Source organism: Mycobacteroides franklinii (genome assembly GCF_002013895.1).
GTDB lineage: Bacteria > Actinomycetota > Actinomycetes > Mycobacteriales > Mycobacteriaceae > Mycobacterium > Mycobacterium franklinii.
The window spans coordinates 61,690-85,811 of record NZ_MAFQ01000014.1 but is presented as its reverse complement, the minus strand read 5'-3'; the positions used below and the strand labels follow the sequence as shown (position 1 = coordinate 85,811).

At 61.8% G+C, this 24,122-nt stretch carries 29 protein-coding genes; 25 read left to right on the top strand and 4 right to left on the bottom strand.

The genetic code is table 11. The annotated features are described in order from the left end of the window. Positions 1-41: 41 nt before the first annotated feature. The 21 genes from eccB (at position 42) to B4393_RS21930 (ending at position 15,004) form a co-directional block, all read left to right on the top strand. On the top strand, positions 42-1,505 hold the full coding sequence (eccB, locus tag B4393_RS22030) for a type VII secretion protein EccB (RefSeq protein ID WP_078335926.1): 1,464 nt from the start codon (positions 42-44) through the stop codon (positions 1,503-1,505). Positions 1,506-1,554: 49 nt separating this feature from the next. Continuing rightward, positions 1,555-2,763: a hypothetical protein gene (locus tag B4393_RS22025; RefSeq protein WP_133052554.1), complete on the top strand. Its 1,209-nt coding sequence runs from the start codon at positions 1,555-1,557 to the stop codon at positions 2,761-2,763. Continuing rightward, complete coding sequence (gene eccCb, locus B4393_RS22020) at positions 2,763-5,804, top strand: type VII secretion protein EccCb (RefSeq protein WP_078335922.1); 3,042 nt, start codon at positions 2,763-2,765, stop codon at positions 5,802-5,804. The genes B4393_RS22025 and eccCb overlap by 1 nt, the downstream gene beginning before the upstream one ends. 258 nt (positions 5,805-6,062) lie before the next feature. After that, positions 6,063-6,371, top strand: a complete 309-nt coding sequence (locus tag B4393_RS22015) for a hypothetical protein (protein ID WP_236743214.1) — start codon at positions 6,063-6,065, stop codon at positions 6,369-6,371. Between the two features lie 22 nt (positions 6,372-6,393). Continuing rightward, positions 6,394-7,053 carry a DUF4326 domain-containing protein gene (locus B4393_RS28480; RefSeq protein ID WP_078335921.1) on the top strand — a complete coding sequence of 220 codons (660 nt, stop codon included), beginning with the start codon at positions 6,394-6,396 and terminating at the stop codon, positions 7,051-7,053. A 108-nt stretch (positions 7,054-7,161) separates the two neighbouring features. Next, positions 7,162-7,476, top strand: a complete 315-nt coding sequence (locus B4393_RS22005; RefSeq protein ID WP_133052555.1) for a hypothetical protein — start codon at positions 7,162-7,164, stop codon at positions 7,474-7,476. 224 nt (positions 7,477-7,700) lie between these two features. After that, positions 7,701-8,042 (top strand): hypothetical protein, encoded by a 342-nt coding sequence (locus tag B4393_RS27645; RefSeq protein ID WP_133052556.1) that lies wholly within the window; start codon positions 7,701-7,703, stop codon positions 8,040-8,042. 10 nt (positions 8,043-8,052) lie between these two features. Then, positions 8,053-8,532, top strand: a complete 480-nt coding sequence (locus B4393_RS21995; RefSeq protein WP_157901314.1) for a helix-turn-helix domain-containing protein — start codon at positions 8,053-8,055, stop codon at positions 8,530-8,532. Between the two features lie 31 nt (positions 8,533-8,563). Beyond that, positions 8,564-8,884: a hypothetical protein gene (locus B4393_RS21990; RefSeq protein ID WP_133052557.1), complete on the top strand. Its 321-nt coding sequence runs from the start codon at positions 8,564-8,566 to the stop codon at positions 8,882-8,884. 30 nt (positions 8,885-8,914) lie between these two features. Then, complete coding sequence (locus B4393_RS21985; RefSeq protein WP_078335912.1) at positions 8,915-9,196, top strand: hypothetical protein; 282 nt, start codon at positions 8,915-8,917, stop codon at positions 9,194-9,196. A 23-nt stretch (positions 9,197-9,219) separates the two neighbouring features. Continuing rightward, complete coding sequence (locus B4393_RS21980) at positions 9,220-9,411, top strand: hypothetical protein (RefSeq protein ID WP_078335911.1); 192 nt, start codon at positions 9,220-9,222, stop codon at positions 9,409-9,411. A 46-nt stretch (positions 9,412-9,457) separates the two neighbouring features. After that, positions 9,458-9,922: a hypothetical protein gene (locus B4393_RS21975; RefSeq protein WP_078335910.1), complete on the top strand. Its 465-nt coding sequence runs from the start codon at positions 9,458-9,460 to the stop codon at positions 9,920-9,922. A 62-nt stretch (positions 9,923-9,984) separates the two neighbouring features. Further along, positions 9,985-10,692, top strand: a complete 708-nt coding sequence (locus B4393_RS21970; protein WP_078335908.1) for a hypothetical protein — start codon at positions 9,985-9,987, stop codon at positions 10,690-10,692. A gap of 153 nt (positions 10,693-10,845) precedes the next feature. Beyond that, a complete protein-coding gene (locus B4393_RS21965; protein WP_330359283.1) occupies positions 10,846-11,571 on the top strand; it encodes an NAD-dependent deacylase in 726 nt (241 codons plus the stop codon). After that, positions 11,571-11,780: a hypothetical protein gene (locus tag B4393_RS27875; protein WP_078335907.1), complete on the top strand. Its 210-nt coding sequence runs from the start codon at positions 11,571-11,573 to the stop codon at positions 11,778-11,780. The genes B4393_RS21965 and B4393_RS27875 overlap by 1 nt, the downstream gene beginning before the upstream one ends. A gap of 3 nt (positions 11,781-11,783) precedes the next feature. Further along, positions 11,784-12,320 carry a hypothetical protein gene (locus B4393_RS21955; protein WP_078335906.1) on the top strand — a complete coding sequence of 179 codons (537 nt, stop codon included), beginning with the start codon at positions 11,784-11,786 and terminating at the stop codon, positions 12,318-12,320. 374 nt (positions 12,321-12,694) lie between these two features. Next, positions 12,695-12,901 (top strand): hypothetical protein, encoded by a 207-nt coding sequence (locus tag B4393_RS21950; protein ID WP_133052558.1) that lies wholly within the window; start codon positions 12,695-12,697, stop codon positions 12,899-12,901. 57 nt (positions 12,902-12,958) lie between these two features. Then, the gene (locus B4393_RS21945; protein WP_078335904.1) at positions 12,959-13,507 is read left to right on the top strand and encodes a hypothetical protein; all 549 of its coding nucleotides are present in this window, start codon (positions 12,959-12,961) and stop codon (positions 13,505-13,507) included. Positions 13,508-13,546: 39 nt separating this feature from the next. Beyond that, positions 13,547-13,840: a hypothetical protein gene (locus tag B4393_RS21940; protein ID WP_133052559.1), complete on the top strand. Its 294-nt coding sequence runs from the start codon at positions 13,547-13,549 to the stop codon at positions 13,838-13,840. 56 nt (positions 13,841-13,896) lie between these two features. Further along, entirely contained in the window at positions 13,897-14,313 is a 417-nt protein-coding gene (locus tag B4393_RS21935) for a hypothetical protein (protein WP_078335901.1), read from the top strand. Further along, positions 14,300-15,004 (top strand): hypothetical protein, encoded by a 705-nt coding sequence (locus B4393_RS21930; RefSeq protein WP_133052560.1) that lies wholly within the window; start codon positions 14,300-14,302, stop codon positions 15,002-15,004. Before B4393_RS21935 ends, B4393_RS21930 begins: the two co-directional genes overlap by 14 nt. On the opposite strand, the gene B4393_RS21925 is transcribed toward B4393_RS21930, so the two are convergent. The 3 genes from B4393_RS21925 to B4393_RS21915 form a co-directional block, all read right to left on the bottom strand. Further along, positions 14,996-15,364, bottom strand: coding sequence for a hypothetical protein (locus tag B4393_RS21925; RefSeq protein WP_078335899.1), 369 nt, complete (start codon positions 15,362-15,364; stop codon positions 14,996-14,998). The genes B4393_RS21930 and B4393_RS21925 overlap by 9 nt on opposite strands. After that, positions 15,358-16,620 carry a hypothetical protein gene (locus tag B4393_RS21920; RefSeq protein ID WP_078335898.1) on the bottom strand — a complete coding sequence of 421 codons (1,263 nt, stop codon included), beginning with the start codon at positions 16,618-16,620 and terminating at the stop codon, positions 15,358-15,360. The genes B4393_RS21925 and B4393_RS21920 overlap by 7 nt, the downstream gene beginning before the upstream one ends. Positions 16,621-16,715: 95 nt before the next feature. After that, positions 16,716-17,714 (bottom strand): Abi family protein, encoded by a 999-nt coding sequence (locus tag B4393_RS21915; protein ID WP_078335897.1) that lies wholly within the window; start codon positions 17,712-17,714, stop codon positions 16,716-16,718. 582 nt (positions 17,715-18,296) lie between these two features. Between B4393_RS21915 and B4393_RS21905 the strand changes: the two genes are divergently transcribed. The 3 genes from B4393_RS21905 to B4393_RS21895 all read left to right on the top strand — a co-directional run bounded on the left by B4393_RS21905 (position 18,297) and on the right by B4393_RS21895 (position 22,048). Further along, a complete protein-coding gene (locus B4393_RS21905; RefSeq protein ID WP_078335895.1) occupies positions 18,297-19,151 on the top strand; it encodes a hypothetical protein in 855 nt (284 codons plus the stop codon). Positions 19,152-19,755: 604 nt separating this feature from the next. Beyond that, positions 19,756-20,316 (top strand): DinB family protein, encoded by a 561-nt coding sequence (locus tag B4393_RS21900; RefSeq protein ID WP_078335894.1) that lies wholly within the window; start codon positions 19,756-19,758, stop codon positions 20,314-20,316. A 217-nt stretch (positions 20,317-20,533) separates the two neighbouring features. After that, the gene (locus B4393_RS21895; protein ID WP_078335892.1) at positions 20,534-22,048 is read left to right on the top strand and encodes a toll/interleukin-1 receptor domain-containing protein; all 1,515 of its coding nucleotides are present in this window, start codon (positions 20,534-20,536) and stop codon (positions 22,046-22,048) included. A gap of 52 nt (positions 22,049-22,100) precedes the next feature. On the opposite strand, the gene B4393_RS21890 is transcribed toward B4393_RS21895, so the two are convergent. Continuing rightward, entirely contained in the window at positions 22,101-23,438 is a 1,338-nt protein-coding gene (locus B4393_RS21890) for a DUF2252 domain-containing protein (protein ID WP_109558412.1), read from the bottom strand. A gap of 347 nt (positions 23,439-23,785) precedes the next feature. On the opposite strand from B4393_RS21890, the gene B4393_RS27640 reads away from it, so the two are divergent. Further along, positions 23,786-23,941, top strand: a complete 156-nt coding sequence (locus B4393_RS27640) for a hypothetical protein (protein WP_157901313.1) — start codon at positions 23,786-23,788, stop codon at positions 23,939-23,941. The last annotated feature ends 181 nt before the right edge of the window (positions 23,942-24,122 follow it).

The following is a 24,122-nucleotide window of genomic DNA, read 5'->3' as shown; positions in this document are numbered from 1 at the left end:
TTAAGAAGAACGATGTTCACAATGTGGGGAGAGCCAACGTCATGCCGCTGAACTATGCAAGCAGTGAACAAGCCTCGGCCTGGCGGTTCATGAAGCACCGCACCGAGACCGCTGTAGCCCGGCACACCGTCACATTGCGCCACGACCCATCCAAGGCGTACGTGGCGAGTCTGGCCGTCGGGCTGGTGATCGCCATCATCCTCGTCGGCGGCACCATGATCGTGAAATGGATCCGGCCAGCCTCGCGCATCGGCACCTCCAAGATCGTCGCCGCCAAGAGCAGCAGCGCACTGTACGTACGCGTCGGCGATGACAACCCCGTCATCCATCCCGTCCTGAACCTGGCCTCCGCGCGCATCATCGCGGGCAGCGCCGACAACCCCACCCAGGTGCCCCTGACCGAGATCAGCTCCCTGCCCCAAGGCCCGACCATGGGCATTCCCGGTGCGCCACAGGATCTGACCGTGCGCAGCCCGCTAACGGTGGGCTGGGGCCTGTGCGATCGCCTCGGCTCCACCGCCGCCCGGGTACAGCCCCGCACCACCGTGCTGGCCGGAACCCCGGAGCTGGGGGACTGGACCACCATGCTGGCCAACCCCGAGGCCGCGCTCATGCACTACGAAGGCCGCACCTACCTGGTCACCGACGGGCACCGCTCCGAACTGGATCGCTCCAACCGCGCTCTGACGTTGGCCTTGGGCATCAGCGCCTCCGCGGTCAGCACCCCGATGTCGCGGGCACTGTATGACGCGCTGCCGCCCACCCCGCCGCTGACCGTCCCGACCATCCCCAACATGGGTGCACCCATCGTCGCCTACCCCACCCCCATGCCGCTGACAGCGGGCACCGTGCTCACCACCACCGGTGCGGCCGGGGACAAGCAGTACTTCCTTGTTCTCGATCGCGGCGTCCAGCAGATCCCGCCGACCGTTGCGGCCATGCTGCGCAACACCAGCACCAGTGCGCTCGCACCCGTAAACGTCCCTCCGGCAGCCATTTCCGCTATGCCTGCCACCCCGACGTTCAACCTTTCGTACTACCCCGTGCAGCCCGTGCGCGTAGTCAATCAGGAGAGCAGCCCATTCACCTGCGTGGTGTGGCGCAAGGACAGCGCCGACCCCGCCGCCCGCATCGAGGTTCTTTCCGGGCGCCGTCTGCCGATACCCCTTGGCGGGGAACGGCGTGTGATCGACCTGGCAGCCAAAGGCCCCGACATCGCCGACAGCGTGTACCTGGCGCCGGACTCGGCGAACTTCGTGCAACTGACCGGAAACGAGCCCAGCAGCGATCGCGCCGAATCCTTGTGGTGGATCACCGATACCGGTGTCCGGCACGGCATCGCCACCATCGGCCAAGCCGACCAACAGACCCGCTCAGCCCTCGGCTTATCTGGCCGACCGACCCCCGCGCCCTGGGTGGTGTTGCGTTGGCTGCCAGCAGGATTGACACTCTCGAATGCTGCCGCCTGGCAGATCCAAGACGCAGCGAAGCAGCCCGGCGCATGAGCACCGCGTTAGTCCTTGAACCGACCGGCACACAGATGGGGTGGCATTCGTGAACATCTCCACCAGCGACAGAATCTTAAAGCTCAACTTCCGGCGCCGCCGCGTGCCCGCACCACCGACCACGGAAGTCAACGTCGAGGTTGCCTCACCGGCTGAACTCAAACCGTCCATCCCGCAAAACCCACCGATGTGGGTGTGGATGGTCGTGCTCATCGTGTCGGTCGTGGGCCTGCTCATCATGCTCTTCGTTCTCGGTGTGCGCTCCATCGCGGGCGGCGGCTTCATCTTCTTGCCGATGATGGCCGTCAGCATGTTCATGATGTTCCGCGGCGGCATGGGCAGAAGCGAAGGCGACAAGCAGACCAAGCCGCAGCTGAACAAGGGCCGCGGCGACTACTGCAACAATCTCGACCAGGCCCGCAAGACGATGCACGATGCGCAGGAGGCCCAAGCCCACGAAATCAACTGGCACCATCCCGACCCGCGTGCCCTAAACACGTTGGCGGGCACCGCTCGCCAGTGGGAACGAGTCATGAACGTCAGCAGCTTCGGATCAGGGCTCAACAATTTCGGACACGTGCGCATCGGTATCGGCGCGACCCTGACCGCCGCGCACATCATTCTGCCCGAAGACATTCCCCCGCCCGACGTGCGCGAGACCGTCAGCACCGTTGCGTTGCGCGAGTTCGGCCAAACCCACCAAATTATTACCGGTGTCCCGCGCCCGCTGGCGCTATTCGATCAACCCATCCACACCTTCATCGCTGACGAAGCAGGTCGGCCCGTCATCACCGCCATGCTGCGCGCAGCCACCGCCCAGGCTGCCCTGTTCCACGGCCCCGACGAGCTGCTCATCGCCGCCATCACCAACAGGCCCGCCGAATGGGAGCCGCTCAAATACGCGCCGCACTGCGCCGACCCAGAGTTCATCGACAAGTCCGGTCCAGCCCGGCTGATCTTCCCGACCGTCGCTGCGTTTCTGGCCCGCTTCCAGAGTGAGCTGAGCAATCGCAGCAGCCACAATCCGCTGACATCCTCTGGTGATGCCGCCCAGCGCCGCATGCTGGTCATCATTGATGACCCCGAAGCCGACTCCTCACTGATCACCGGCGATGACGGCAAAGACGGTGTAGCCGTGTTGCATTCAGCGACCACACCATCAGCGCTGGCCGCCAAGAAAGACGACCGCGTGTACTACCTGCAAGAGGGAACCCTCATGCGCTACTTCACGCCTATCACCGACTGGGAGACCGCCTGATGACTGCATTGCACCTCGTGCGCGAGGACCACAACGAGTCCGGCGCCAGCAGCAGCCGCAGTAGCACTGATGCGCCCAGGCGCTCGCTGCTCAACTCCGGTGCCACCCCGACGCGCGAACTCAAGCCTGTGGCCACCCCCGATCAGCTCTCCGTCGAAGACGCCGACGTTCTGTTCCGATCCCTGGCACGATGGCGCCCCGATGACAGCGGACAATCAGCCGTCCTGGCCGAAGAACGCGACAGAGCCGAAGCCACACAAGACTTCCTGAACTTCTTCAACATCGGAGACCCCGCCACCTACGACCCGACGCGGCGCTGGGGCAAGTCCATTGGACGTGACCGGCTGCGCATTCCGCTCGGGCGCACCCCGGGCGGAATCTACTACCACGACTTCAAGCAGGAACCCGAAGGTGGCCATGGCCCGCACGGCTCGATGGTCGCATTCACCGGTGGTGGAAAATCTGACGGCCTCGTGACCACCGTGCTGGTGACCGGCATTGAGCACAGCCCCGACGATGTGCAGTTCATCCTCGGCGACTTCAAGGGCGCCGCCACATTCACCCCAGTGGAATCACTGCCGCACGTGCATGGCGTGGTGTCCAACCTCGAAGACTCCGCTGACCTTCTCAACCGATTCGTAGATGCGGTCATGGGGGAGCTGAACTACCGCCAGGAAATACTCAAAGAGCATGGCCTGCAGAACGCCTTGCAGTGGAATATCAAGCGCAAGAGGGACATCGCGCGAGACGGGGAATCCGCACTCGAACCGATGCCCGCCCTTTTCTGCATCATCGACGAATTCGGCGAGGCCACGACCTTGCGGCCTGATCTGGTCGACCTGTTCGTCTCCTACAACCGCCTCGGGCGTTCGCTGTGGTGCCACGCGCTGTATGCATCTCAGCACGCCGACTCCGGCCGCCTGGAAAAGATCGAAGCCAACCTCGGCTACCGTATGGCGGGCAAGGTCACCAACGTCATGCGCTCCCGTGAAGCACTGGGCCACGGCGTGCCCGGTTCCGAACGAGCCTTTACCGACCTGAGAAACTCGCCCCCGGGCACCTTCCTGGTGGCCATCGACGGCGAACTGGAAGCGCCGTTTCGCTTCTGGTACACCAGCTCTGAATATATTCCACCCTCACAACGGGCCACCGACACACCCGATGAACTCGTTGAGCAAGAGATCAAACCGCACCGGTTCACAGCCGAAGTGGCCGCGCTGCCTGCCGTAGACGCCGACCACAAGAACGCATCTGGCACCGAGTCTGCTGACAGCGAGCAGACCGACAATCACCTTGATGACGATGACGTAGATCGCCCCATGACATGCAAGGTGCTCAGCGACCAAATTGGCAAGGTCCGGCCCAAGCACTTCCATCGTCCGCTGTGGCGTCCACCGCTCAAGGACACCCCCGAACTAGGCATTGACGAACTGCTCACCGAACAGACCGGCCAGCAGTGGGAACCCTCAGACACGCTCAACGGCAACCTCGTGGTGCCCGTGTCCCGCGTCGATGAGCCCTACCGGGCAGCGCAATATCCACAGCTGATCGATCTGGCCGGTGCGGGCGGTAACGTCGGCATCGTCGGGGCGCCCCAGACTGGCAAGTCCACCAGCGTGCTGTCGCTGATCACCGCCCTGGCCATGACCCACAGCCCCGAACAAGTCCAGATCTACGCCATCGACCTCGGCGGCGGCCTGATGCCCGCGATCTCAGGACTGCCGCACGTCGGCATGGTCACCACCTCCGATCCCAACCGGATGCGCCGCATCATGGAAACCGTCACCCGCGTCTACAACACCCGTAGCCGGGCATTCGAGGCCGCCACCCAAGGCACCGACGACAGCTTCACCATCCGCGACTACCGGGCCCGCAAGCTCGGCATCGACAAACGGCCCTACCCCGACGACGGCTTCGGCGATGTCTTCCTGGTCGTAGACGGGCTCACCGCGCTCAAACAGCGCCACGAAGCCCTGCACGCCGAAATCGTCCAGCTGGTCCAATCCGGTCTGTCCTACGGGATTCACCTGATCTACACCAACGACAAATGGAGCACCGTCAACCACGAAATCAACAGCAAGACCGACTCGCGCATCGAGCTACGTCTTGTGGATCGCTCCGAATCACGGATGACCCCGCACGGAGCCCTGCGGCCCGCCGACTACACCGTGCCGAATCAGCCCGGGCGCGGCCTGCGCACCGGAGGCCTGCACACCCTGGCACCCATCCCGAACCCCGTGGGGACCCAGCTCTCAGATCACGTCGCCACCATTCGCAACCAATGGGCCAGCCGCAAGGCCGCCTTCGTACCGCGGATGCTGCCCGACCGTGTGCTCTACACAGAACTCGACCACGAACCCGGCAAGGTCACCATCGGAACCGGCGAGCAAAACCACACCGTCACACTCGATTTCGCGGCAAGTAACCACCTCATCGTGGTGGGGGACGGCCAATCCGGCAAGAGCACGGCCCTGGTATCCATCGCGCAAGCCGTCCGTGAAGCGTTCCCTGACGCAGGCATATTCGTCGCCGACAACCACCGCGACATGGCTGCTGTCCAAGGAGCTTCGGGCTACTTCACAGAGCACCCCGAAATCCGAACATTGTTCCAACAGATCGCCATCGGATCGAAGAAGCAGAAAGCCGCTATTCCCAGCGATGCGCAATCACGCGCACGCACCGTGTTCCAGGGCAGGCGCACCTTCCTATTCATTGACGATCTGCACATGCTCAGCGGAGGCTCCCCCACAGAAAACCCATTGGCGCCCTTGCTCGAATTCATCCCCGGCGCCCGCGACATCGGTCTGCACCTCATCGTCGCGCACACCAGCGCCAGCTGGACGCGCTACAACACCAACCCCACCATGACCGCTCTCGAACGCGGACACTCCGGCGTCATCATTCTCGACGGCGACCGCCGAGAAGGCGAAATCCGATTCGGCCACAAACCCCAACGCCAACTCGCGCCCGGACGCGGCCTGCTGGCCTACCGCCGATCCAGCGAGTTCATCCAAATCGCACTACCCGACAACCTCGCATGAACCCCCGCCGCCTAACGGCTGCCTGCTGGCTGCACCACCACCCGGGGCGGCGAGCGAAAAGCTCTGGCGGCGAACACAACATGGCCAGGCAAGCAGACTGGCCTCACATCCATGTCCGCGTGATCTGTCCGGTAACCAAACTCCGCAGCAGATACCGGAATCCAGACCGCCGCTCCTTCCGGGATGTTGACTATAGTTCACTATCGGGGTATGATCTACATCATGCGACGATCCGTTACAGCGATGAAGGGATTCAAAATGATTCAGATCGTTAAGGGCGCTCAGCTGTCGCTGGACGAGCAGGCCCGCCTAGCCCGACATCCGCTGGAGAGCGCGTCCCAGATCATGCGCGCTGTCGGCTTGGCATTCGCCGTCGCTGGATTCATGGCGTTTGTCTTGTCTGGTATCGGAATCATTGCAGTTCCTTCCGCACATGACGGTCTAACCGCAACGTTGGTGGCGGGTGCCGTGACGGTCTTCGGCGCGGTACTAGGCCACCAAGCCGCCGAGCTGCACTTCCGAGCGGTCAAGCTCGAACTGCACACAACCAACGCCGACCTCCGGTAACGGTAACTCAAAGGGAGGCAGTGTGATTAGTCAAGTGGCGCAGAGCGTCGTTCTTCTTGGCGGTGAGCGTGCTGATACGCCGTGCCGGTGGTGCAGCTGCCTGCTGTCTCGGTGTGATGCAGTGCGGCCGGACAGTAAGTGCTGCCCGGACTGTCGTCACCCTCGTCGTCTGCAACGCAGGCGTACGAAGGGGTCGCGGTTACCGGCGGGCGTCTTGTGTATTACGCGGCCAAGCCGGTACGGGAATCCATTCCACATTGTCGGGAGGACTGTGGTGGGCTTCAAATGGTCTGACGTTGTGCAATGGGATCAGGGTATTGGCGCTATGCCGCCCCCGGACGTGCTCTATGCGGAGGCCGCTGATCCTGGGGGTGCTGTCGATCATGCGGTAGAGCTATACCGCGAGCTGTTGGCCGTTCGACGCCGTGAGTGGGAGCCAGTGCGGTTCGCGAAGTGGATTATCGACGCTCGGGGCCGAGACGTGGCGTGCTATTGCCCGGTGACTCAGCCGTGTCACGGAGACCCGCTGCTCGAAGCTGCGAACGCCCTCGACATTGACGTTGAAGAGCGATGGCAGTGCAACGGATGCGGCGAAGTGTTCAGCACACACGGCCTGCGCTCCCACCGATCAAGCCGTTTCGCCGCCGCGGCTTGCAAGACACGCCCGCCTAGCCCGGCCTAGGTAAATCAGAACGGAGACAAGGAAAATGAAGGCTACTGCTGCCGCCGAGTGCACCTGCGGGCCGCCGCCTGCAATCCGATTTTGGTACACAAAGGTAAGGAAGGCTCCATGATTGACGAAATCACGATCGCCCTGGGTGTAGCGCTGGTACTGGTGGGTGTGCTGAACTTGCTAGGGGGTCTGTCCGGCCGTGCGCTCAGTCCCGGTGGCGGGGTCCTCGTCGGAGTTCTGGCGATGAGTATCGGTGCGATCAACATCGTGGTTGGCGTTGCGGGTCAAGGTCTCCCCGGCGCCTGGCTCGGTGTGATGGGGGTTCTATTGGCTTGCCAGCTATGGGTGGTGGTCTCGGATGTACGCAAGTCAAAGCGAACGAGTGTGCAAGCAGTCCGCGATACGTACACCGAACCAGGACGTGGGGATTGAGGCGATGGATGGTTGGCCCGAGGGTGTTGATTCCCTCATCGGGAACAGTCCGTGTGGGTGTGAAGAGACTATGTTCGAGTGCGACGAGTCGCAGACCGTCACATGCCTGCTCTGCGGGAGGGCGGTGCTACCGGCAAAGCTGAGCGTGGACGCTCAGAACACATTGCCGCGAGCGGGCGTATCCACGAACGGTATCCAAGAACCAACTAGAAGCAGGAGTAACAGTGGGCGATAACAACACCGAAACCATCATCACTTTTGTGCACGATGATGGACGCACGATAGAGATTGACCACCTCGGCATCTGCGATCCCGAGAATCGAGGTGAATTCGCAATCTACGAGGGAGACAACCAGATTGGGGAGTTCATGCTGCCGTGGGCGATTGAGTATCCAGACATCAAAGCGCATCGCGAGCTGCCAGATGATGACGAGCTGATCGCTCAGGCAAAGTTGGCGCTGGCAGATGATCCGCGCGTGCTTACGCAGGGAGGTGTTGCGCAGTTGTTCGCCGAGGCTGTCGGTATTTCGACCAGCGACCCTGACGCTCCACCACCAGTTCGGTAATCGTACGACCATGAAGGACAGGGTGATTAAGATGGCCCGGCCGCCGCTCTCGCTGCGCGAACTCAGGAAACAGGCGGACTTGAGCCAGTCGGAATTGGGACGAACTTTAGGCGTCGCAGACAGCAGCATTTCCAGCTGGGAGCGAGGGGAATCCGTTGTCCCGCATGCCAGGCTGTCACCACTTGCTCAGGCGTTGGGGGTTTCCGTCGAGGAAGTAACTGCATCCGCTCGCGCGATCGCCGAAACGAGGTCGACCGGCGACCAACGGATGCGCCGCGACGTACGGGAGCTGCTCGTCCGCGATGCCGCACTATCTGACGACGAGCTGGCGGTTGCTCTGGACGTGTTGGACCGCCTCGCGGCGCTGAATTTTCCAGGCAACCGGCAATCAGCCGCCCGCGCCGCAGTCGTTTGTGGCCATGCTGGTTACGTGGCGCGGCACTTGCGGGAGCCTGCAACACTGCCGCCCTACCTGCAGAATCCGCGATAGTTAGAACGAGCAGAACGGAAGGGTGAGCGTGGTGACGCAGGCTGATGACGACGTGCGGCGAGAGCTAATGGCCTTACAGGATGCTCTCGTTGAGTTGGTCTCGCCGGATATGGAGATTGCCGATCGGAAGCACCTGCGGGACCTGTGGTTCCGTGCGCGTTCGCCGATTAAGGACACCACTCTCGACGGTGACGAAGAAATCGAACGAATGCGTGCGTGGACCCTGCGCGCATTCACAGAAGATGCGGTAGTTGTCGCTGAGAAGTACCACCGCGTTCTCAACACGGAAAACCCGCAAGTCCGCCGAGACCCGTTCAAGGGCCTAGACCGCGCTTTCTTTCTAGCGGGTTAGTCCGGCAATCATACGATCAAGGAGGACAACATGATTGAGCCCAATGCGGTGGTCGTGCTGACCGAGGTACGAGAGCACGCGGTGCGTGAGGCGTCGATTTATGACGTGAGCGCGGACCAGTACGCGGCGACGAACAACGAGTCGCGGATGGATGAAGAGAGTGCGGTGGCCAGTGCGTACCGCGACATCGTCAACTTGATCGATCGGATGACAGGCAACGCGCCTTGGTGCAGTTGCACTAGAGCATTCGCATCTGAGCGAATCGCAGTCATGCACCACAACTGTGCAGTCCATGGAAATCAAGTCCGGTAGTCGGAACACCGAAGGGGCACACGGTGATAAACGCAAATGAGGCTTGGGTCGATGGCGACCGCGCCAAGCAGATCAACGCCGCGATGCGGGAGGCTTGGGAGGCGATGGACCGTGCCTACTACCGCAGTGACACGGACGGGGACCTGGTGAAGAACACGATGGCAGTTAGCGTGGCGTTGGCGAAGGTGCGCCGTCATGCCAGGGCGAATCGATAACTGAGAGTCCACGATGGGTACGACCGAAAAGGATAGGTGATTTGCCGTGACCGATGACACGACGACGACGACCCAAGCACGTCGTATCGAGTATTTCTGCCGAAATGCGAGTGGCAGCAAGGTCATCTTCGTCAGTAGCGCAAGTGGTTACGACTCGTTCCGGATGTATGTGGGCCTCATCGGCCAACCGATGAGGCCGGTCACCGTGTTCGACGTGCAGCGCCTTCGTGACGGCGGAACCACCTATATCTTCACGCCCGAGGGCGTGTTTTTCGCTCCGTCACGGATTCGACCGCCAGCCTATGGCCCGTCATCGGATGGATCGTGTCGCTGGCCGACGAGAGACACGGTTGAGGATGTCTGCGGCTGGTCGGCTCCTGAGAACTTTCGTGTATCAGCGCCCTTGGCGGCCGAGGAATCGTTCGCGCACCTCGACCCTGATGACTATGTAATCACCGAGGACGTGTCCACGAACCTAGTCACAGTGAATACGCGAGCAGGCGTCCGGTGAAGGTAGCACTGTTCGGTGACGGTACCGAACATCGAAACGATCGATAGAGCAAGGAGTTAGAGATGGCGACAGACGCGCAAGGCAATCACGAGCAATTGATTTCGGAGTTGTCGCAGTTGGCTGATGGTCGGAAGAAGCTGTCCGAACTCAAGACCGAATACTCGGCCGAGATGGCCGAACAATTGGCGGAGAATCCTGGCCTCGCGCCCAGGTCCAACACGATTGGCGGGGTGCCGGAAGACGGCCGTGAACGTGGGGAGCCGAGTACCGATGAGAGTGACATAGAACGATTGCGATCCGCGATTGTGGATATCAAGTCGGGACAACGCGCCATCGCGACACTCTTGCCGGTGGACGATGACGCCGAGCACATCCGAGCAGCCGTCGGCTATTTGAATTTCGCGCTGGACTCAATCAAGCAGTACCTAGAGAACAGCGAAGCTGCTGAGTCCGCGGGATCCGCACAGCCCGGTAGCGGTAGTCGAAGACAGGCAGACGAACTGACACATGCATTGGTTGTTGTAAAGCCAATCGATCTCCAGGTGGGCGATGAGATCGTGGGAATGCAGCGTCTGGGTGATGGTGACGACGTGTCGCCGCGCCACCAAGCGATTGTCAAAGTGGGGGTAGCCAAGCACCCTGTGACTGGCGGTGAGTGCATCCAACTACACCGTCGGCCAGACGATCCCGCCGATTATCAGCTGAATCTGTGGAATGGAACAGAGTACTTCGATTGGACTCTCTTCCATATCCGACGGGCCAGTTCGTAGCCCAGCTAGGCAACTAGGGAGGTCTGACGCTGTGGGAGTAACAGTGAGTTACCTAGCCAGCCCGATATTTTCGTGGATTCTCGCCTGTTTCCTGACCTCTACGCTGGCGGCATATTGCATCAAGAAGGTGCAGGATCAGCGGCGACGCCAGCAATGCCGGGGACAGGCATGCGAAGAGCAGCGGAGCAGATGATGGCAGGTTTGGTGGTACTCACCGGAGCAGGGATCAGTGTCGAGTCGGGGCTTTCAGTTTTTCGGGGGCCTGATGGCCTGTGGGAGGGCCACCGAGTTGCGGACGTGGCCACACCAGAGGGCTTCGCTGCCGATCCTGCGACCGTTCAGCGGTTCTACAACGGCTTGCGTAGGCGATCGGCCGAGGCTGAACCCAACGCGGCCCATTACGCGTTGGCCCGACTGGAGTCTGCGTTGGGCGAGAGCATGCACCTGGTTACTCAGAACATCGACGATCTGCACCAGCGGGCAGGGAGCAATCAGGTGACGGCGATGCATGGAGAAGTCAGAAAGATTCGGAATGTTCAGACGGGCGAAGTCCTTGACTGTCCCCACGATGTCCCGGAAACAGAATCGTCGTGGCGGCCACACGTTGTTTGGTTCGGCGAACGCACAATCGGGCTGAATGCTGTTGTTGAGAAGCTCTCTGCTGCTCAACTATTCGTTGCGATCGGCACTTCCGGCACTGTGCATCCGGCCAGCCAGTTCGCCATGATCGCGAAGGCGGCAGGCGCGACCACGGTAGAAATCAACACCAAGCCGACTGGCGGGCTGTTCGATGAATGCTGGACCGGTCCTGCTACGCAGCGTGTTCCCGAGCTGGTCAATCAGATTCTCGATGACGTATCCACGAGCGGTGTCCGGTGATGGCCGCAACACCAACAGGGTCCGTCTCGGGTGACTATGCGGCGCAGGCTGAGTTCTATCGCCGCCAAGCGTTGGTCTGGTTGGCCATCGGGGACACAACTAAGGCGCTGATGTGCGATACCGCAGCGCAGCAATGCGAACTCCTCGCAGTCTCAGAGCGCGAGGAAGTGCAATACCCACAAGTTCGCCAGCCCGAGGGAGAGGATTGAGCGATGGGTTCGACGGTTCCCTCTGTCATACCGTGGAGTCTGGGCGAGCGTCTGCGAGTGATCGTCGGCGCAGAGCACGTTGATGAGCTGGTGCGTGGACTTTCCGGTGGCGAGTGGTGGTACTTCCAATATGTGCTGTCCGCCAACGGAATCAACATGTATTTCAAGGGCGAGCAAGATTGGGAAGACCATCCCACCGACGGGACGGCGTATGTGCGCTTGTTTTTCGAGCGCGAGGACGACCCGGACCAATGCCATGTTTTCGCTGGAGAGATCAGCCGCCAGGTTGCCCGTGATGTGGCTGCAGGATTAGCCGGTGATTCGCCGGTGCTTGTCCCGGTCACTTTGAACTACCTCGATGAAGCAGGGTTGCAGGTGGTGGGTGAGGTTCCTGTGTATTTCGAGGCCGACGAAAGCTACAGGCCGCGCACACAGGCCGCCGCGGTGCCAGCGCCGAAGTCTTCATCGCAACGTCGAGGCACGCCGGTGGCGCGCCGGACCGTCCCAGCCCGCGGCGCACGCAAAGGCCGCCGATCGTGAATGCAGGCTGCCTCGATGGCCGGAGAGGAATTGCGAAGTGAATTCGATATTGGATCCGCTTTTGGTCGCCGTACTGTTCCTTCTTGCGATAACGAGTATCGGATTGCGGGGAAGGGTACTGGGTCGGCGGCGCACGTTGGTAGCGGCTGAACGGTTGCTCCGCGCCGAGCGCCCCGGCATCGATCAGGGATGGTCGATGAGCGAGTGGGACTGGGCAATCAAAAAGGTTCGCGCCGGTACGGCCTCTGAGCAGGCAGTTATGGCAGATGGCGGACAGAGCTACAGCGATCAAGACACAAGCAATTCAATGTTGACTATAGTTAACGTCGGGTGTTATGATGGGCCTCTCAACACTGGAAGAAGGGTGCACGAAGATGGCCGGAATTACGCGAGGGGTGCCCGATATCGGGATCACGAAGAAGACTCCTCCGGGTAGCGACGTTGGGGAGTGGACAGTTGACCTGTCGATTTACTGCATGAGTGCTCAGCAGGCGCGGCAGGTCGCCGCAGAGCTGATGAACTCGGCGGATATGGCCGATGAGCTGAATCAGAAGATTCGGGACAACCAACCGCCTCAGTGACGAGTAGTAGTCCAAGGGGGACTCCGTACGCCGACTTGCGAACACAGGGAGCTTGAGATGGCAGAGGTATCGCGCACCGATCGCGAGCGTGAAGCTGTCCAGGATGCGAAGCGCGAGATTGAGCACCGGATGGGTTGGTCGCCGGGCGCCGTCGATCAGATCTTGGCCGACGGCAAGACCTACCCCTACGACGAGGACCCCGCCAAACACGAGGCGCTTCTGCGGCGTATTGAGGCGATCGCGCGTGCGAGCGAGGATGCTGTCGCGGAGTTGGACGCCCGTGAAAGAGCCCGCTACTTCGATCTGGATCACCCGGAAATCCAGGAGGCCGTATCGCGTGAGTGGCGTCGCAGGTCGCGGCGGTCGGCATGGCGTGTGGCTGCTGTAGCGGTGTTGTTCATCGTCGGTCCCGGCGCTATCGCCACCGCGGCCAGCTCGCTCGTGATGGGTGTGGGGCTCGTGGGGGTGCTATCTGGTGCAGGACTTTTCGCGGCGGTCCTGGCGGGGATTGGTGAGGATGGGTACAGCCAGATCCGGCCCGCCGAGTTCGTTGTCTGCCTGGTCCTGTTTATCGCCTCGATCCCCACCCTGTTGTTAATGACCTAAGCCCGCTGAGATGTCGGTGGGGCACGAGAGGATCACGATATGAGTTCACTATCGGATGCCCTTGCCATCAGTGCCGGATTGGCTCTTATGGCGATCGTGGGGTTAGTGCTGTGGAAGGTTTTCCAGTCGTTGGGCAGGTCTTGGCGTCGGCGCCGCACTCTCGTGGCCGCCCGACGGCTTCTGCGCTCGGATCGGTCCAGTGCCGATCAGCGGTGGTCGATCGAGGATTGGGATTGGGCGCTGCTGGAGGTTGGTACTGAATCTGCGCGTGAGCTGGTGGCTAGTTCCGACAGGCTGCTCACCGGTCGGACACGGCTTCGGCTGGTCCGTTGAGTCGTTCCGAAGAATGGTCGCGATCAATCTAGTGAACCCGACAGAGGGGCCGGAACATGGTTGACGACAAGGACTCTGACGCCGTTGCAGTGCCTGAAAAGATGCGTGAGGTGCTCGCGGATTGTTCGATTGACGCAGCCTACGAAGGCGCTGCTTTCGCGTTGCCACGCGATGAGGTGCCCGAAATGATCACCTGGCAATCCTTGGCCCACGTTCTGTCGGAGTCACGTCAACTTGACGACGGATTCGTGCGCCGTGTCCTGTCTCCTGTGCAAAGTGTGACGCCACTAGAGCTCAATGCCGCTGCGTACAACACGTTGCCTGGAGTCTTCTCGATGCTCGCGGGCGTGGAAGCCAGCGGTACGACAATCAGCGAGTTGCGTCAGTTGCTCAACGACAATCCGCAGATCGATACCTGGGAAGCGCTTCGCGCCCATCTCGCAGCGCCGGGGACGATCGATGGCCTTGGCTGAGTGGGCTGCCCCTCATGGGCCCACCCAAGATCCTGTGCTGTGCGCGTTGGCCTGTGAGGTGTTGCACCGCTGCGGCGGTGCTGACCACGCTGCCGTTTCGGATTTGACAATCCGTCATCCAGTAGCCGCCGCTTTAAGGCAGTGGTTCGCCGTCGAGATCCCCGATCTGCTCGCGCCCGGCGACGAGCCAGCGATTGTGCAGCAGACGTGGTTTTTGCTTCACGGTGAAGGCACGTCGCTGCCCGCTTATGGGCAAGCAGTCATCCGTGCCTGGCCGACCGACGTGCACGGTCGGCCACCGCTGTACGAGGACCGCCGCACCGAGGGATATCTGCTGTCCGGGCCTCCGCTGTCGGCGGCACAGGCAGCGACCCTCCTGGCCGAGAAGCTGCGCGGAATGGCTTTGTACAGTGCAGCTTTCGGCAGACTCGCGGCCCGGCACGGTGTGTATTCGATACCGGTGTACCGGGGCTACGGCAGCACGCCGCCACCGTTCCTGCACAACGCTGTTGCGTGCGTAGGCTGGACATTGCAGGGCGCAACCGGTGATGGTGTGATGTTCATGACCGAGGTTGATCCGCGCTGCGTCGTGGGGATCACCTTGTACCGGGAATGCCATCCAATGATCGCGCCGTTTCGTCTCGATACCGGGCCCGCGGGCGGCGTCGTGCAGTGGCAGCGCCTAGCGTGAGTTGTCCGGTTCCTGCGCGCTGAGATGCTTTTCGAGTTCGCCGAAGCCGTCGAGAACGTAGGCGGTGTTCGCGATCTGGTCGATGGTGCGCCCCTGGGCGCCGTCCATGGCCTCGCGGTATCGGGTGGTGATGTCCCCGGCCCACCCGATGATCGTGCGCAGGTGCTTGAAGTACACGAGTTCGACTGCAGGCGCGGCTATTTGGTGGCCGTGCTCGCTGAGGAAGCGCGTGTTGGTGTGGCGCAGTTCCTCGATCGCGGCGCGGTCGTCAGGCCCGAGCGGAACCATGGTCAGGACGTTGTGGAAGTGTCCGTCGATCGTGTTGTGGATCCGCGCAATGTGTTCGGGGATGTTCAGCACGTGGCGGCCATCTGCACGGGCCGCCAGTAGCCGTCGGTGTCGCGCAGCAGCAGGCACCGATCGCGTGTGGTGGGCAGCCACTCCCACGGCATCAGGTTCGGTATGGGGGAGTGGATCTCAAATCCATCGGTCCGCAGCGCCATCACTGATGTGGTGGCTCCGGCCACGGCAGGCAGCGTGGTCAGCGCGTCGCTGTAGATCCAGACGGCCTTGTCCTGGTCGTATCCGGCCCCGATGCGTGCTTCGGCAGCCACGGTGTAGCGCCGGGAGTCCTCGGCGGGCCGGTTGACGATGTCCAGGGCCATTTGTCCAGCCATGTATGCGGCCAGCCAGGGCCTGAGCACCAGGTGGCCGGTGCGCCAGATGTCCTCGGGGTCGGGGTGTTCGGGAAGCTCTGGCGCCTGTAGCTGTGCCAGCGCGCTTTCGATGGCCTGCGCGCCGCCCTGGTTGAGCTTGTGCCAGCTGTGCATCGGATAGTGCATGGCCTGCTTGCCCAGATAGGCCGTGATGAACAGCGCCCACGTCAGCGGCCACACGTCCTGGTGCTGGGCTCCGAGGAGCGCGATCGCGCGCTGCCAGGCGTCGTCGTAGGAGTAGATGTGTACCAGCGGGTCCCAGGCGCTGACGCCGTTGACGGTGACCCCGGGTACGGGAGGCGATCCGATCATCCAGCACGTCGCCTCCGAGCTGAACAGGTCGAAGCGGCGCTCGTGGAGCCCCCCGAACTCCGGGTGCGCCAGCGCGTCGGCGGCACTTAGAGCGATCAGGGCGGGGTGGCGGGCCGCGGCGGTGATGAACAGCTGGCGGTAGTGCTTACGGTCTTCCCACGTCATCCAGGCCTGCGCGCCAGGCAGGAGTGTGCAGTGGGAGACCGCGACTTTCCGGTCGCGCTCCAGATCCAGCCCGAGGGTGCAGTAATGCCCGGAGGTGTGCTCGATGCGCAGCGCGTCAAAGCGCTTTCGGTTTTGTTCGGGCTCTTCGGTGCGCTTGGCGTGGACCGTAGCCAAACCGGCGATCAGGTGGTACCCGAGGTCAGGGCGCAGCCTGGCGATCGCTTCGTCGTAAGCGGTGACAACGCTTTCGGCGATCACGCCGAAACCGCCGTTCTCCATCGCTGTGACTTCGGCGGCCGGGGGACCGCCTGCAGCCGCGATCTGGTGGGCGCTGACCCCGAGCACCCGTTCACGAATCCGTAGGGCGTCGGTCGCGAACCGGCCCACCGCCTCGATGTCGTACTTTTCGGTGCCCTGCGCCATGAGTTGTGATCCTGTCTGTAGGCCGGTTTGCTTTCAGCCTACGAAGTTCGACCGACACGCACCAGCAGCGAAGTCGGGGCACACCGGGCTGTCGGCTATGCCGCCCAAATAGGCAGCGCCTCCCACCCGGGCGGCAGCCCTACCTCGAGGTGGCTGCGCGAGGGCAGCGCGGCCAAACCATCGGCGAGCAGCTCCTTGGTCTGTGCCCGCCATGTGCTGGCGGGTGCGGCGGTTTTCAGGAGGAACCCGAGAATGCAGATTGCGCCAAAGAGTCGTTCGGACTGCTCGGGCAGACCGGTGAACTCTGGCATACCGCGCAGCCGGGTTGTGCCGACCGGGGGCAGCTGCCGGTTCCAGATCCGGCCATGGTGCGCGCAGATGTTGCGCACCATGCTCAGCTGCAGCAGCCAGTTCGCCAGCGCGGGGGACTGGCGCAGACGGCGCAGCTCGCGTGTGTGGCTGGATTTCGATTGCCCGGGCCGAGGTGGGGGAGGCGTGATCTGAAACCATGCGGTGAGGGCTTGTTGGTCGGCGCTGCGCATTCCCTCGAACAGGATCGAGATGTCGGCGAAATCCAGGATGTCGGTAAGCACCCAGATCGGGAGCTGCCCACCGTAATTGGCGATGTGGTGATCGACAAACTGATCGCGTCCGGTGGCGCGGGTGATCCGGCGATTGGCCGTGGAGAGCCACGCGGAATGGCGAAACGACGGCCTAAACCACTGCGGATCTTGATGTGCCAGCGGGTCCAGCGCCCCCAGCCGATGTCCGATCTGACTGCGCATGGCCACCTCCACGCGTTCCAAAGCGACCTGCAGATGAGCCCGCAGACGACAGTCGAACTCATACAGTGCCGCGACTTCGGCGAAGGTGGTAGCCGCGACGAACTGGTCGAGCACCTGCGAAGGGTCGGCGCCATCACGCTGGCGAAACGGGAACCAGTAGCCGCTGAGCCGGTAGTAGCCCACCGATTCGAGCCGGTGCCGGGCATCGGCGAGGTCTTCGATCGCCATACCGCGCCCCTGCAGACGAGCGATTTGATCGGCGATCGGTAGGAACGGCTTGGGCGGACGAGGGGCCGTCGGCATCGACATCCTGCGAATATAAATCCGGCCCACTCCCGAAACCGAAGTTTCGAGGCGGGCCGAACGATTGAGATCAGTTTACAGCATGGCGTGTTGACCTGTCAGTTCCCGCCGCAATCATGGACCCCACCACTGCAAACAGACGGAAGACAACGGTATGAGACACCCGATCACCGCGGCTATAGCCGCCTGCGTCAGCGCCGCCGCGCTCATAGCATCAGCCTGCACAGCGCCAGGGCACGCCGACCCCGTAGCTACAAACGCCGAGGTGGTCCGCGTTGTCGATGGCGACACCCTTGACGTACGCTCAGATACTAACGGGCGGTTGCGAATTCGAGTATTGGGCATCGACACTCCCGAGGCCACCGTTTCGTAGGGGTGAACTTCCGCAGTTGCTGGTCACCGAGCTGGTTCACGTGGCATGCACTGCACCAGACAGCCGGTGTTGACCGCATATATCGCCAGCACAGTCCGAAGTACGTCGAATCTGCGCAGAGATCACCGCGGGCAATCGACCATCTGCCCTGGGATGATGGATCTGTTTGTCGGTGCCGGTGGTTACGGTGATGGCCACACGAATGAGGGGAGCGCATGGTGGCCTACTTTCACGGTGGTGTGCCAGGTAAAACGCCGGGAGATCGCCTGTACAGCGCCAATGAATTGGGTTTGCAGTTCGAGTACAACCTGCCGTGGTTTCAGGGCAACGGGGCTCGCTATGACCACAACAAGGTGTATCTGTCCAGCCACCTGGGCACGGCCATCGGCTATGCGGCCCGCTACCGCGATAGGGTCGGAAACCCATTGCCTGGCTGGGTGTATGAGGTGGAGCCGGTGGGCCCTGTCGAACCTGACCCCGACTACGGCGCGGGTGCGATTCCTGGCCTGGCACTGTACTGCTCGGGCGCAGTGGTGGTGAATGTAATCGAGCGCGACGTGTGGTTGTCCGAACGTGAGCAGAATGAGGCGATTTGGCCGCATTTGTACTGGGAGGTTGATCGCCCCGTGCACGCCGAAGATGGCACCTTGTTGCCCTCGGATCAGATGCTCGGCGCCGGTGTGACGCAAGCTTATGTCGATATCCTGCCGAAGTGGATCGGGCTCTCTGAGATCGATGGGAACGGCCGGATGACGGTGGAGGGTGTATCGATCCAGCCGCCGGATGTCCTTGCCCGGTTTGATCATCTGAACTTGGTGGACCGTGGCCACATCGTGAAAATCACTGATCGCCGATCGCGGCCGAACCGGCTCGGCTGCACGTGTGGCGGGGAATTCGCCGACAGGTACGCGGCCGCCGGCCACAAGATCGACATGGACAAGCTGGCCGTGATCGCTGAGCGTCACCAACCTGATGGAGTCACACAGGATCAGTTGATGCAGCTGTGGGTCAACGTGGTCGCATTTCGTTCTCGCAGCCAGTGGCGCTGGTTCTTCGACCACCAAAACTAATTCTTTGCCGTCCGTTTTAGCGCTAGACCATGGGACAATACGTTTCATGTCATACGCACCGGAAATCGTTGCCGCAGTTCGCATTCTTTACAAAGAACGTCAGGCCGAGACGGGTTCTTCGTATCTGACCGATTCAGAATATGAGTCGATCGATGAAGCCCTCGTAGAACTGGGCGGCGCATACGGCCCTGGCGTTGTGGAGTGGGTGCCTCGAACTGGATAACCCGCATGACCGCCGCCCTGATCGACCGCCTCGTGCACCACCACGCCGAAGTCCTCCCCCTCGCCGGCACCTCCTACCGCACCCGCGCCCGCTGCGAACTACTCGCCAAAGACCGACCACCGGCGACTAATGAATCCGCACTTCCCAAAGCCATCCGAACTGGCTAGCCTGAGCCGTGAACGGCACCTCGCGGCGCGAGTCTTCGCCCGTTGATCCAAGCACTGGGGGTCGTGAACCCTCCTTGCGCCAGGTTTTCTGGCTCGAATAACTCCTCAGCGCTTTGTGCGCGATTCATCTCAGCGAAGAACGTAGCCCGACGATGAGCGATGGGCTACCCGCGTTGGCGACCATCAAAAGTACTACTATTAAAAGGAATTCACTATGGCCGCAGCGGCACACCCTGAACGCCAGTTCACCGGCAGCGAACGGAACCTGCTGGAGAGCACCCTGGACCTCAATCGCAGTGAGCTTATCCGGGCCGTCGAGCAACTCTCAGACACCCAGGCCCGCCAGAAGCTGGTGCCGTCGCTGACCACACCGATCTCACTGATCAAGCACGCTGCCGCGGCCGAACGCATCTGGTTTCAACGATTTTGGGCCGGACTCGACCCATCCGAGTGCGACGGCTACTCGAACCGAGACGAGGGCTCCTTCGCCGTCACCGACGACGAAACGCTCGCTGACGTAATTGCGGAGTTTCAGCAGGCCAGCCAACAATCTCGTGTGATCGCCTCGCGCTTTCATCTCGAAGACACCAAGGACAATCCCCGCGAAGGAACAGTCAGCATGCGGTGGACCCTGCTCGCCATGATCGAGGAATTCGCCCGGCACGCGGGCCACGCCGACATCCTGGCCGAACAGATAGACGATGCGATCAAATCACCGACGAGCAGCCACGAAGCAGCCCAAGTAGTCAATTTTCAGCCGTCGATATCTGATTAGTTTCAGTTGCCGTTGACAGCGGTATTGCCAGAGCGTGATCCAGTCGGCCGTGGGGGTGCGCAGGGGCATGCCCCAGACTTGCTCACCGCTGCGGGGCCGCAGACTTACTGCCCGGAACCGGGGTTTGAGATCACGGTCTAATGTTTGAAAATCCCATAGCGGATGTGGGTCAGCAAGGCTGACGCGATGGCGATTGCATAGTGGAAGGCGTGTAACTATGGCGGGTAACTCTACTGACGGGCACGCGTTCATTTCCTATGTTCATCAGGACACCGCCCACATTGATCGGCTCTGCGCACTGTTGAACGTGGCGGGCATCCCAAATTGGCGCGATAAGGATGCGCTGGGCCCGGGTGATGAGTGGAGAACGAAGATCAGAGACGCGATCCGCTCGGATTCTTTGGCCTTTCTTGCGTGTTTCTCCAGCAGTTCCACTTCCAAAGACAAGAGTTACCAGAACGAGGAACTCGCCCTGGCCGTAGAGGAATTTCGGCTCCGGCCGCCCGGGCGAACCTGGTTGATCCCAGTCCGCTTGGACGCATGCGACATTCCTGATTGGGACCTGGGTGCCGGGCGTCGGCTGGGCGACATCAACTACATTGACCTGTTCGGAGACCAGCATGCCGAAAACGCCGTCAAGCTCATCGAAACAATCAAGAAAATAATGGGCCTAGGGGCTGTGGATGCCGACACGGTCCGCACGTCAGTCGGCGAGGCGTCGGAATCGAAGCGACCTGCATTACTGCGCGCATTGACGAAAGAAATGATCCGGGATCCCGGCCGAGAGATCGAGCTCGACGAACTCATCACGCAGGAGATCGCCTCGATGCTTGCCTGCATGCGGGATACCGAACGTTTCCCGATGAGCTTCGCCAGCGGTGACCTTGATCAACACCTATTACGTATAGCTCAAATGAGTCACGACTATTGGCAATTGGTAGCACCGTTCTGCGCCTCCCTTCAAGTCGCTGCCCGCTGGGGCACGCCGGAAACCCTGGGGCCGTGGGCCAAAGGAATCAAGGCCGTCAATACCGAGGCACTAAAAAGTGTCGGCGGCTTGGACGCTCTCACCGACTTGCGCCATCTACCCGCTCTCCTCACAGTGTCGGTGGCTGCGTTGACCTGCACAGGCCAGAACCGGTGGGAAAACTTCCGCGCGCTGCTGGTGGACAACACAGTCAGCCACCCCAGATTCCAAGGCAAACGGGTGGCCATGATCGAGGCAGTAAACCCCTACGAGCCGTTTAGCCCGTCAGCCATGCCGGCCATACAAGCCTTGGCGCGATCCGCCAACGACGGGACCGACCTGGCCACCGCGCTGGCAGATCTCAAGAAACTCAACCCATTGCACACGCCCGTAGCCGAGTGGCTATTCGATATACTCAAACCCTTGTTCGTTGAACAGTTCCCTGACGAAACGGACTACGCCACGGAGTTCGACCGCGCCGAGATCGCAGTCGGCACAGTCAATCAAGACCTCGCGGCCGTGCGCATCGGCGACAGTGGCCACCAACCTATCTACCTCATGAACAAGTGGTTTGGCCGCTCAACATGGCGGTACGCATCGAGGCGAAGCGATCCTTTGCAGGACTTCATCGACGAGCAAGAGCAGCATGCATCCCAATGGTCGCCCCTGCTAGCCGGATTGTTCGGCGGCTCCGCCGACCGCGCCCGCGCCGCAACCCAGCAATACGCCAAGGAATTTAAGGAGATCGCCCGTGGCCGATGGTGAGATAGCGCCGATGTAGGCCATTAGCGGGGGCCGTCATGCTTTCTGTCGGTAGCTACCAAGGACGCTCGGCCGCGGTGACGGCGCCCGAGCTGATCGCCAGTTGCAGATCGGCGTGATCATTGTGTGTTTGTTGGGCGTAGGCGACCGCGAAGCCGTTGATTCCTGCGGCGAAGGCGTCGCTGTTACCAATGTAAGCGGCGATAGCTGTGGGGTCGCCGCTACGGGCGTGTGCTTTGGCCAGTGCGCGACCACACACTGCCGAGAACTGGGGTAAATAGCCGGAAATCTGCTGGCCGCTTGGAATTATCTTCATATCGCGGAACTGCCGGGCGTAGTAGTCCTCGTTACCGACGCGCATGTGCCCTAGGAATATATCGCTGGCGGACTGCATGAGGCGCTGGCCAGCGACGACTCGTTGGCCCGCGTTGTCGAACTCGCTGGGACCGAGAAATTCTTCGTAGACTGAGGCGCAGGCCTGTTTGGCCTGGAAGAACACCAGCTGACGTCCGCTGTCGCCTTCCATGAGATGCAGCCATACCCGCATGCCCACGCTGCCGACACCGACGATTTGGCGGACCGTGTCGACGCGTTCGAACCGGTGGATCAGTCGCCGCAGGTGGGGCGGGATTGAAGCGAGGTAAGTCTCAAAGAGCTGGTCGTAGCTGCGTGCGCGTTCGTCTGGGTGGATGCCTTCGTCTAGTCGTTTGAGGGGCTCTAACGAGATTCGGCGTCGGCCGTTCTCGGTAACCAATAGCTGTCGAGCCACGCCCTCGTGGGTTCGTTTCTTCGATTGCTTCTCGATGGTCTGGGCGGCCTCTTTGGCGAACGTCGAGGACAGTCCTGCAAGAGGGACATCCGATGTGATGTGGTCGTACCACACGTCGAGTTCGCCCATGCTCGCGTACTGAGCCATTGAGGTCTGGTATGACGCGATGGCTGCGCGGGCGGCGTCAGATGCGACCTGATCGGCCACGCCCTCCGCGGAGGCGAGTACATATATGCTGGTCACCAACCGCTTAATATCCCACTCGAACGGGCCGGGAAGCGTCTCGTCGAAGTCACGGGCATCGAAAAGCAATCGGCGCTCCGGCGACGCCCATAGCCCGAAATTGAGGATGTGGGCATCACCGCACATCTGCACCTGCAGTCCCGAGTGTGGCGCGGCCGCAAGATCGGCGGCCATAACTGCCGCGGCGCCGCGCAGGTACGCCCACGGAGAAGATGCCATCCTCGCGTAACGCAGCGGCAGCAGCTGTGGGTCTCGCACCGCCTCTTGTGCGCGCAGGCGCTGGAGAGCTGAAACCTCCCGAACGGCTGGATCCCAGTACGCCGCTCCGCGTCGCGGAGCGCGCTTGCGAGCGCGGCGCCCCTCGGCTGCGTCAGCGCTCACGGTGTCTGAGGATCGCGTCCGAGCGCCGCTGCGGTCAGATGCAGTCACGTAACATCTCCTAAGTTAATCCGAACGGTAGTAAGCGATTTCACCTACCAGGGACAGGTCTATGCGGGCATGCGGCTCGGATATGGGCGTCGACTGAGTGGCCACCGCAGGGTGAGGGTCGTGTCGCGCTAGTTGAGGGGCTCGCCGGATTGTTTCCCTGGCGGATCTCGAGCAGCACTGCTGGCGGATGCAACGCGGTCAGCCCAGCGCAGCAGACGAGACGCCCCTATGTCGAGCGCCGATGCTCAGCCACCGACCGTCGCCGGCGCATCGTCGCGCTGACAGACGCCGGTGCCCGGATGCTCGACGACGTCGAGCACGTGGTGGCATCCATCGAGAACCAGATGTTGTCTACGCTCACCTCCGACGATCGCCGCGTCCTTTACACCCTGTTGCAACGTGCGGCTGCAGCGGCATCAGGTGGGCCAGAAGCGCCTGCACCAGATCCTGAATGAATGGCGCTACCCACGTGACGGCAGCCGGGTTGCTCTCGGCTTGATAGCGCCGAAGTCCTTTGTCGGGCACCCGCGTGTATTCGCGAGGCTCCGCACCGAGGTATGACCCAAACCACCACGTGCATCGTCGAACTCACCCGCGACCACCTCATCACCGACGACGCCGGTAACCTTCCTTCGG

What these genes read in the sequence shown, in the direction of transcription:
- B4393_RS27875 (WP_078335907.1), top strand. Translation starts at nt 11,571, where the DNA reads ATGGCCGCAACACCAACAGGGTCCGTCTCGGGTGACTATGCGGCGCAG.
- B4393_RS21995 (WP_157901314.1), top strand. Translation starts at nt 8,053, where the DNA reads ATGAAGGACAGGGTGATTAAGATGGCCCGGCCGCCGCTCTCGCTGCGC.
- B4393_RS21905 (WP_078335895.1), top strand. Translation starts at nt 18,297, where the DNA reads ATGGTGGCCTACTTTCACGGTGGTGTGCCAGGTAAAACGCCGGGAGAT.
- B4393_RS21950 (WP_133052558.1), top strand. Translation starts at nt 12,695, where the DNA reads ATGGCCGGAATTACGCGAGGGGTGCCCGATATCGGGATCACGAAGAAG.
- B4393_RS21915 (WP_078335897.1), bottom strand. Translation starts at nt 17,714, where the DNA reads ATGTCGATGCCGACGGCCCCTCGTCCGCCCAAGCCGTTCCTACCGATC.
- B4393_RS21955 (WP_078335906.1), top strand. Translation starts at nt 11,784, where the DNA reads ATGGGTTCGACGGTTCCCTCTGTCATACCGTGGAGTCTGGGCGAGCGT.
- B4393_RS21985 (WP_078335912.1), top strand. Translation starts at nt 8,915, where the DNA reads ATGATTGAGCCCAATGCGGTGGTCGTGCTGACCGAGGTACGAGAGCAC.
- B4393_RS21940 (WP_133052559.1), top strand. Translation starts at nt 13,547, where the DNA reads ATGAGTTCACTATCGGATGCCCTTGCCATCAGTGCCGGATTGGCTCTT.
- eccB (WP_078335926.1), top strand. Translation starts at nt 42, where the DNA reads ATGCCGCTGAACTATGCAAGCAGTGAACAAGCCTCGGCCTGGCGGTTC.
- B4393_RS21900 (WP_078335894.1), top strand. Translation starts at nt 19,756, where the DNA reads ATGGCCGCAGCGGCACACCCTGAACGCCAGTTCACCGGCAGCGAACGG.
- B4393_RS22005 (WP_133052555.1), top strand. Translation starts at nt 7,162, where the DNA reads ATGATTGACGAAATCACGATCGCCCTGGGTGTAGCGCTGGTACTGGTG.
- B4393_RS21945 (WP_078335904.1), top strand. Translation starts at nt 12,959, where the DNA reads ATGGCAGAGGTATCGCGCACCGATCGCGAGCGTGAAGCTGTCCAGGAT.
- B4393_RS21895 (WP_078335892.1), top strand. Translation starts at nt 20,534, where the DNA reads ATGGCGGGTAACTCTACTGACGGGCACGCGTTCATTTCCTATGTTCAT.
- B4393_RS21920 (WP_078335898.1), bottom strand. Translation starts at nt 16,620, where the DNA reads ATGGCGCAGGGCACCGAAAAGTACGACATCGAGGCGGTGGGCCGGTTC.
- B4393_RS21935 (WP_078335901.1), top strand. Translation starts at nt 13,897, where the DNA reads ATGGTTGACGACAAGGACTCTGACGCCGTTGCAGTGCCTGAAAAGATG.
- eccCb (WP_078335922.1), top strand. Translation starts at nt 2,763, where the DNA reads ATGACTGCATTGCACCTCGTGCGCGAGGACCACAACGAGTCCGGCGCC.
- B4393_RS22015 (WP_236743214.1), top strand. Translation starts at nt 6,063, where the DNA reads ATGATTCAGATCGTTAAGGGCGCTCAGCTGTCGCTGGACGAGCAGGCC.
- B4393_RS21965 (WP_330359283.1), top strand. Translation starts at nt 10,846, where the DNA reads ATGCCGGGGACAGGCATGCGAAGAGCAGCGGAGCAGATGATGGCAGGT.
- B4393_RS21970 (WP_078335908.1), top strand. Translation starts at nt 9,985, where the DNA reads ATGGCGACAGACGCGCAAGGCAATCACGAGCAATTGATTTCGGAGTTG.
- B4393_RS27640 (WP_157901313.1), top strand. Translation starts at nt 23,786, where the DNA reads ATGCTCGACGACGTCGAGCACGTGGTGGCATCCATCGAGAACCAGATG.
- B4393_RS21930 (WP_133052560.1), top strand. Translation starts at nt 14,300, where the DNA reads ATGGCCTTGGCTGAGTGGGCTGCCCCTCATGGGCCCACCCAAGATCCT.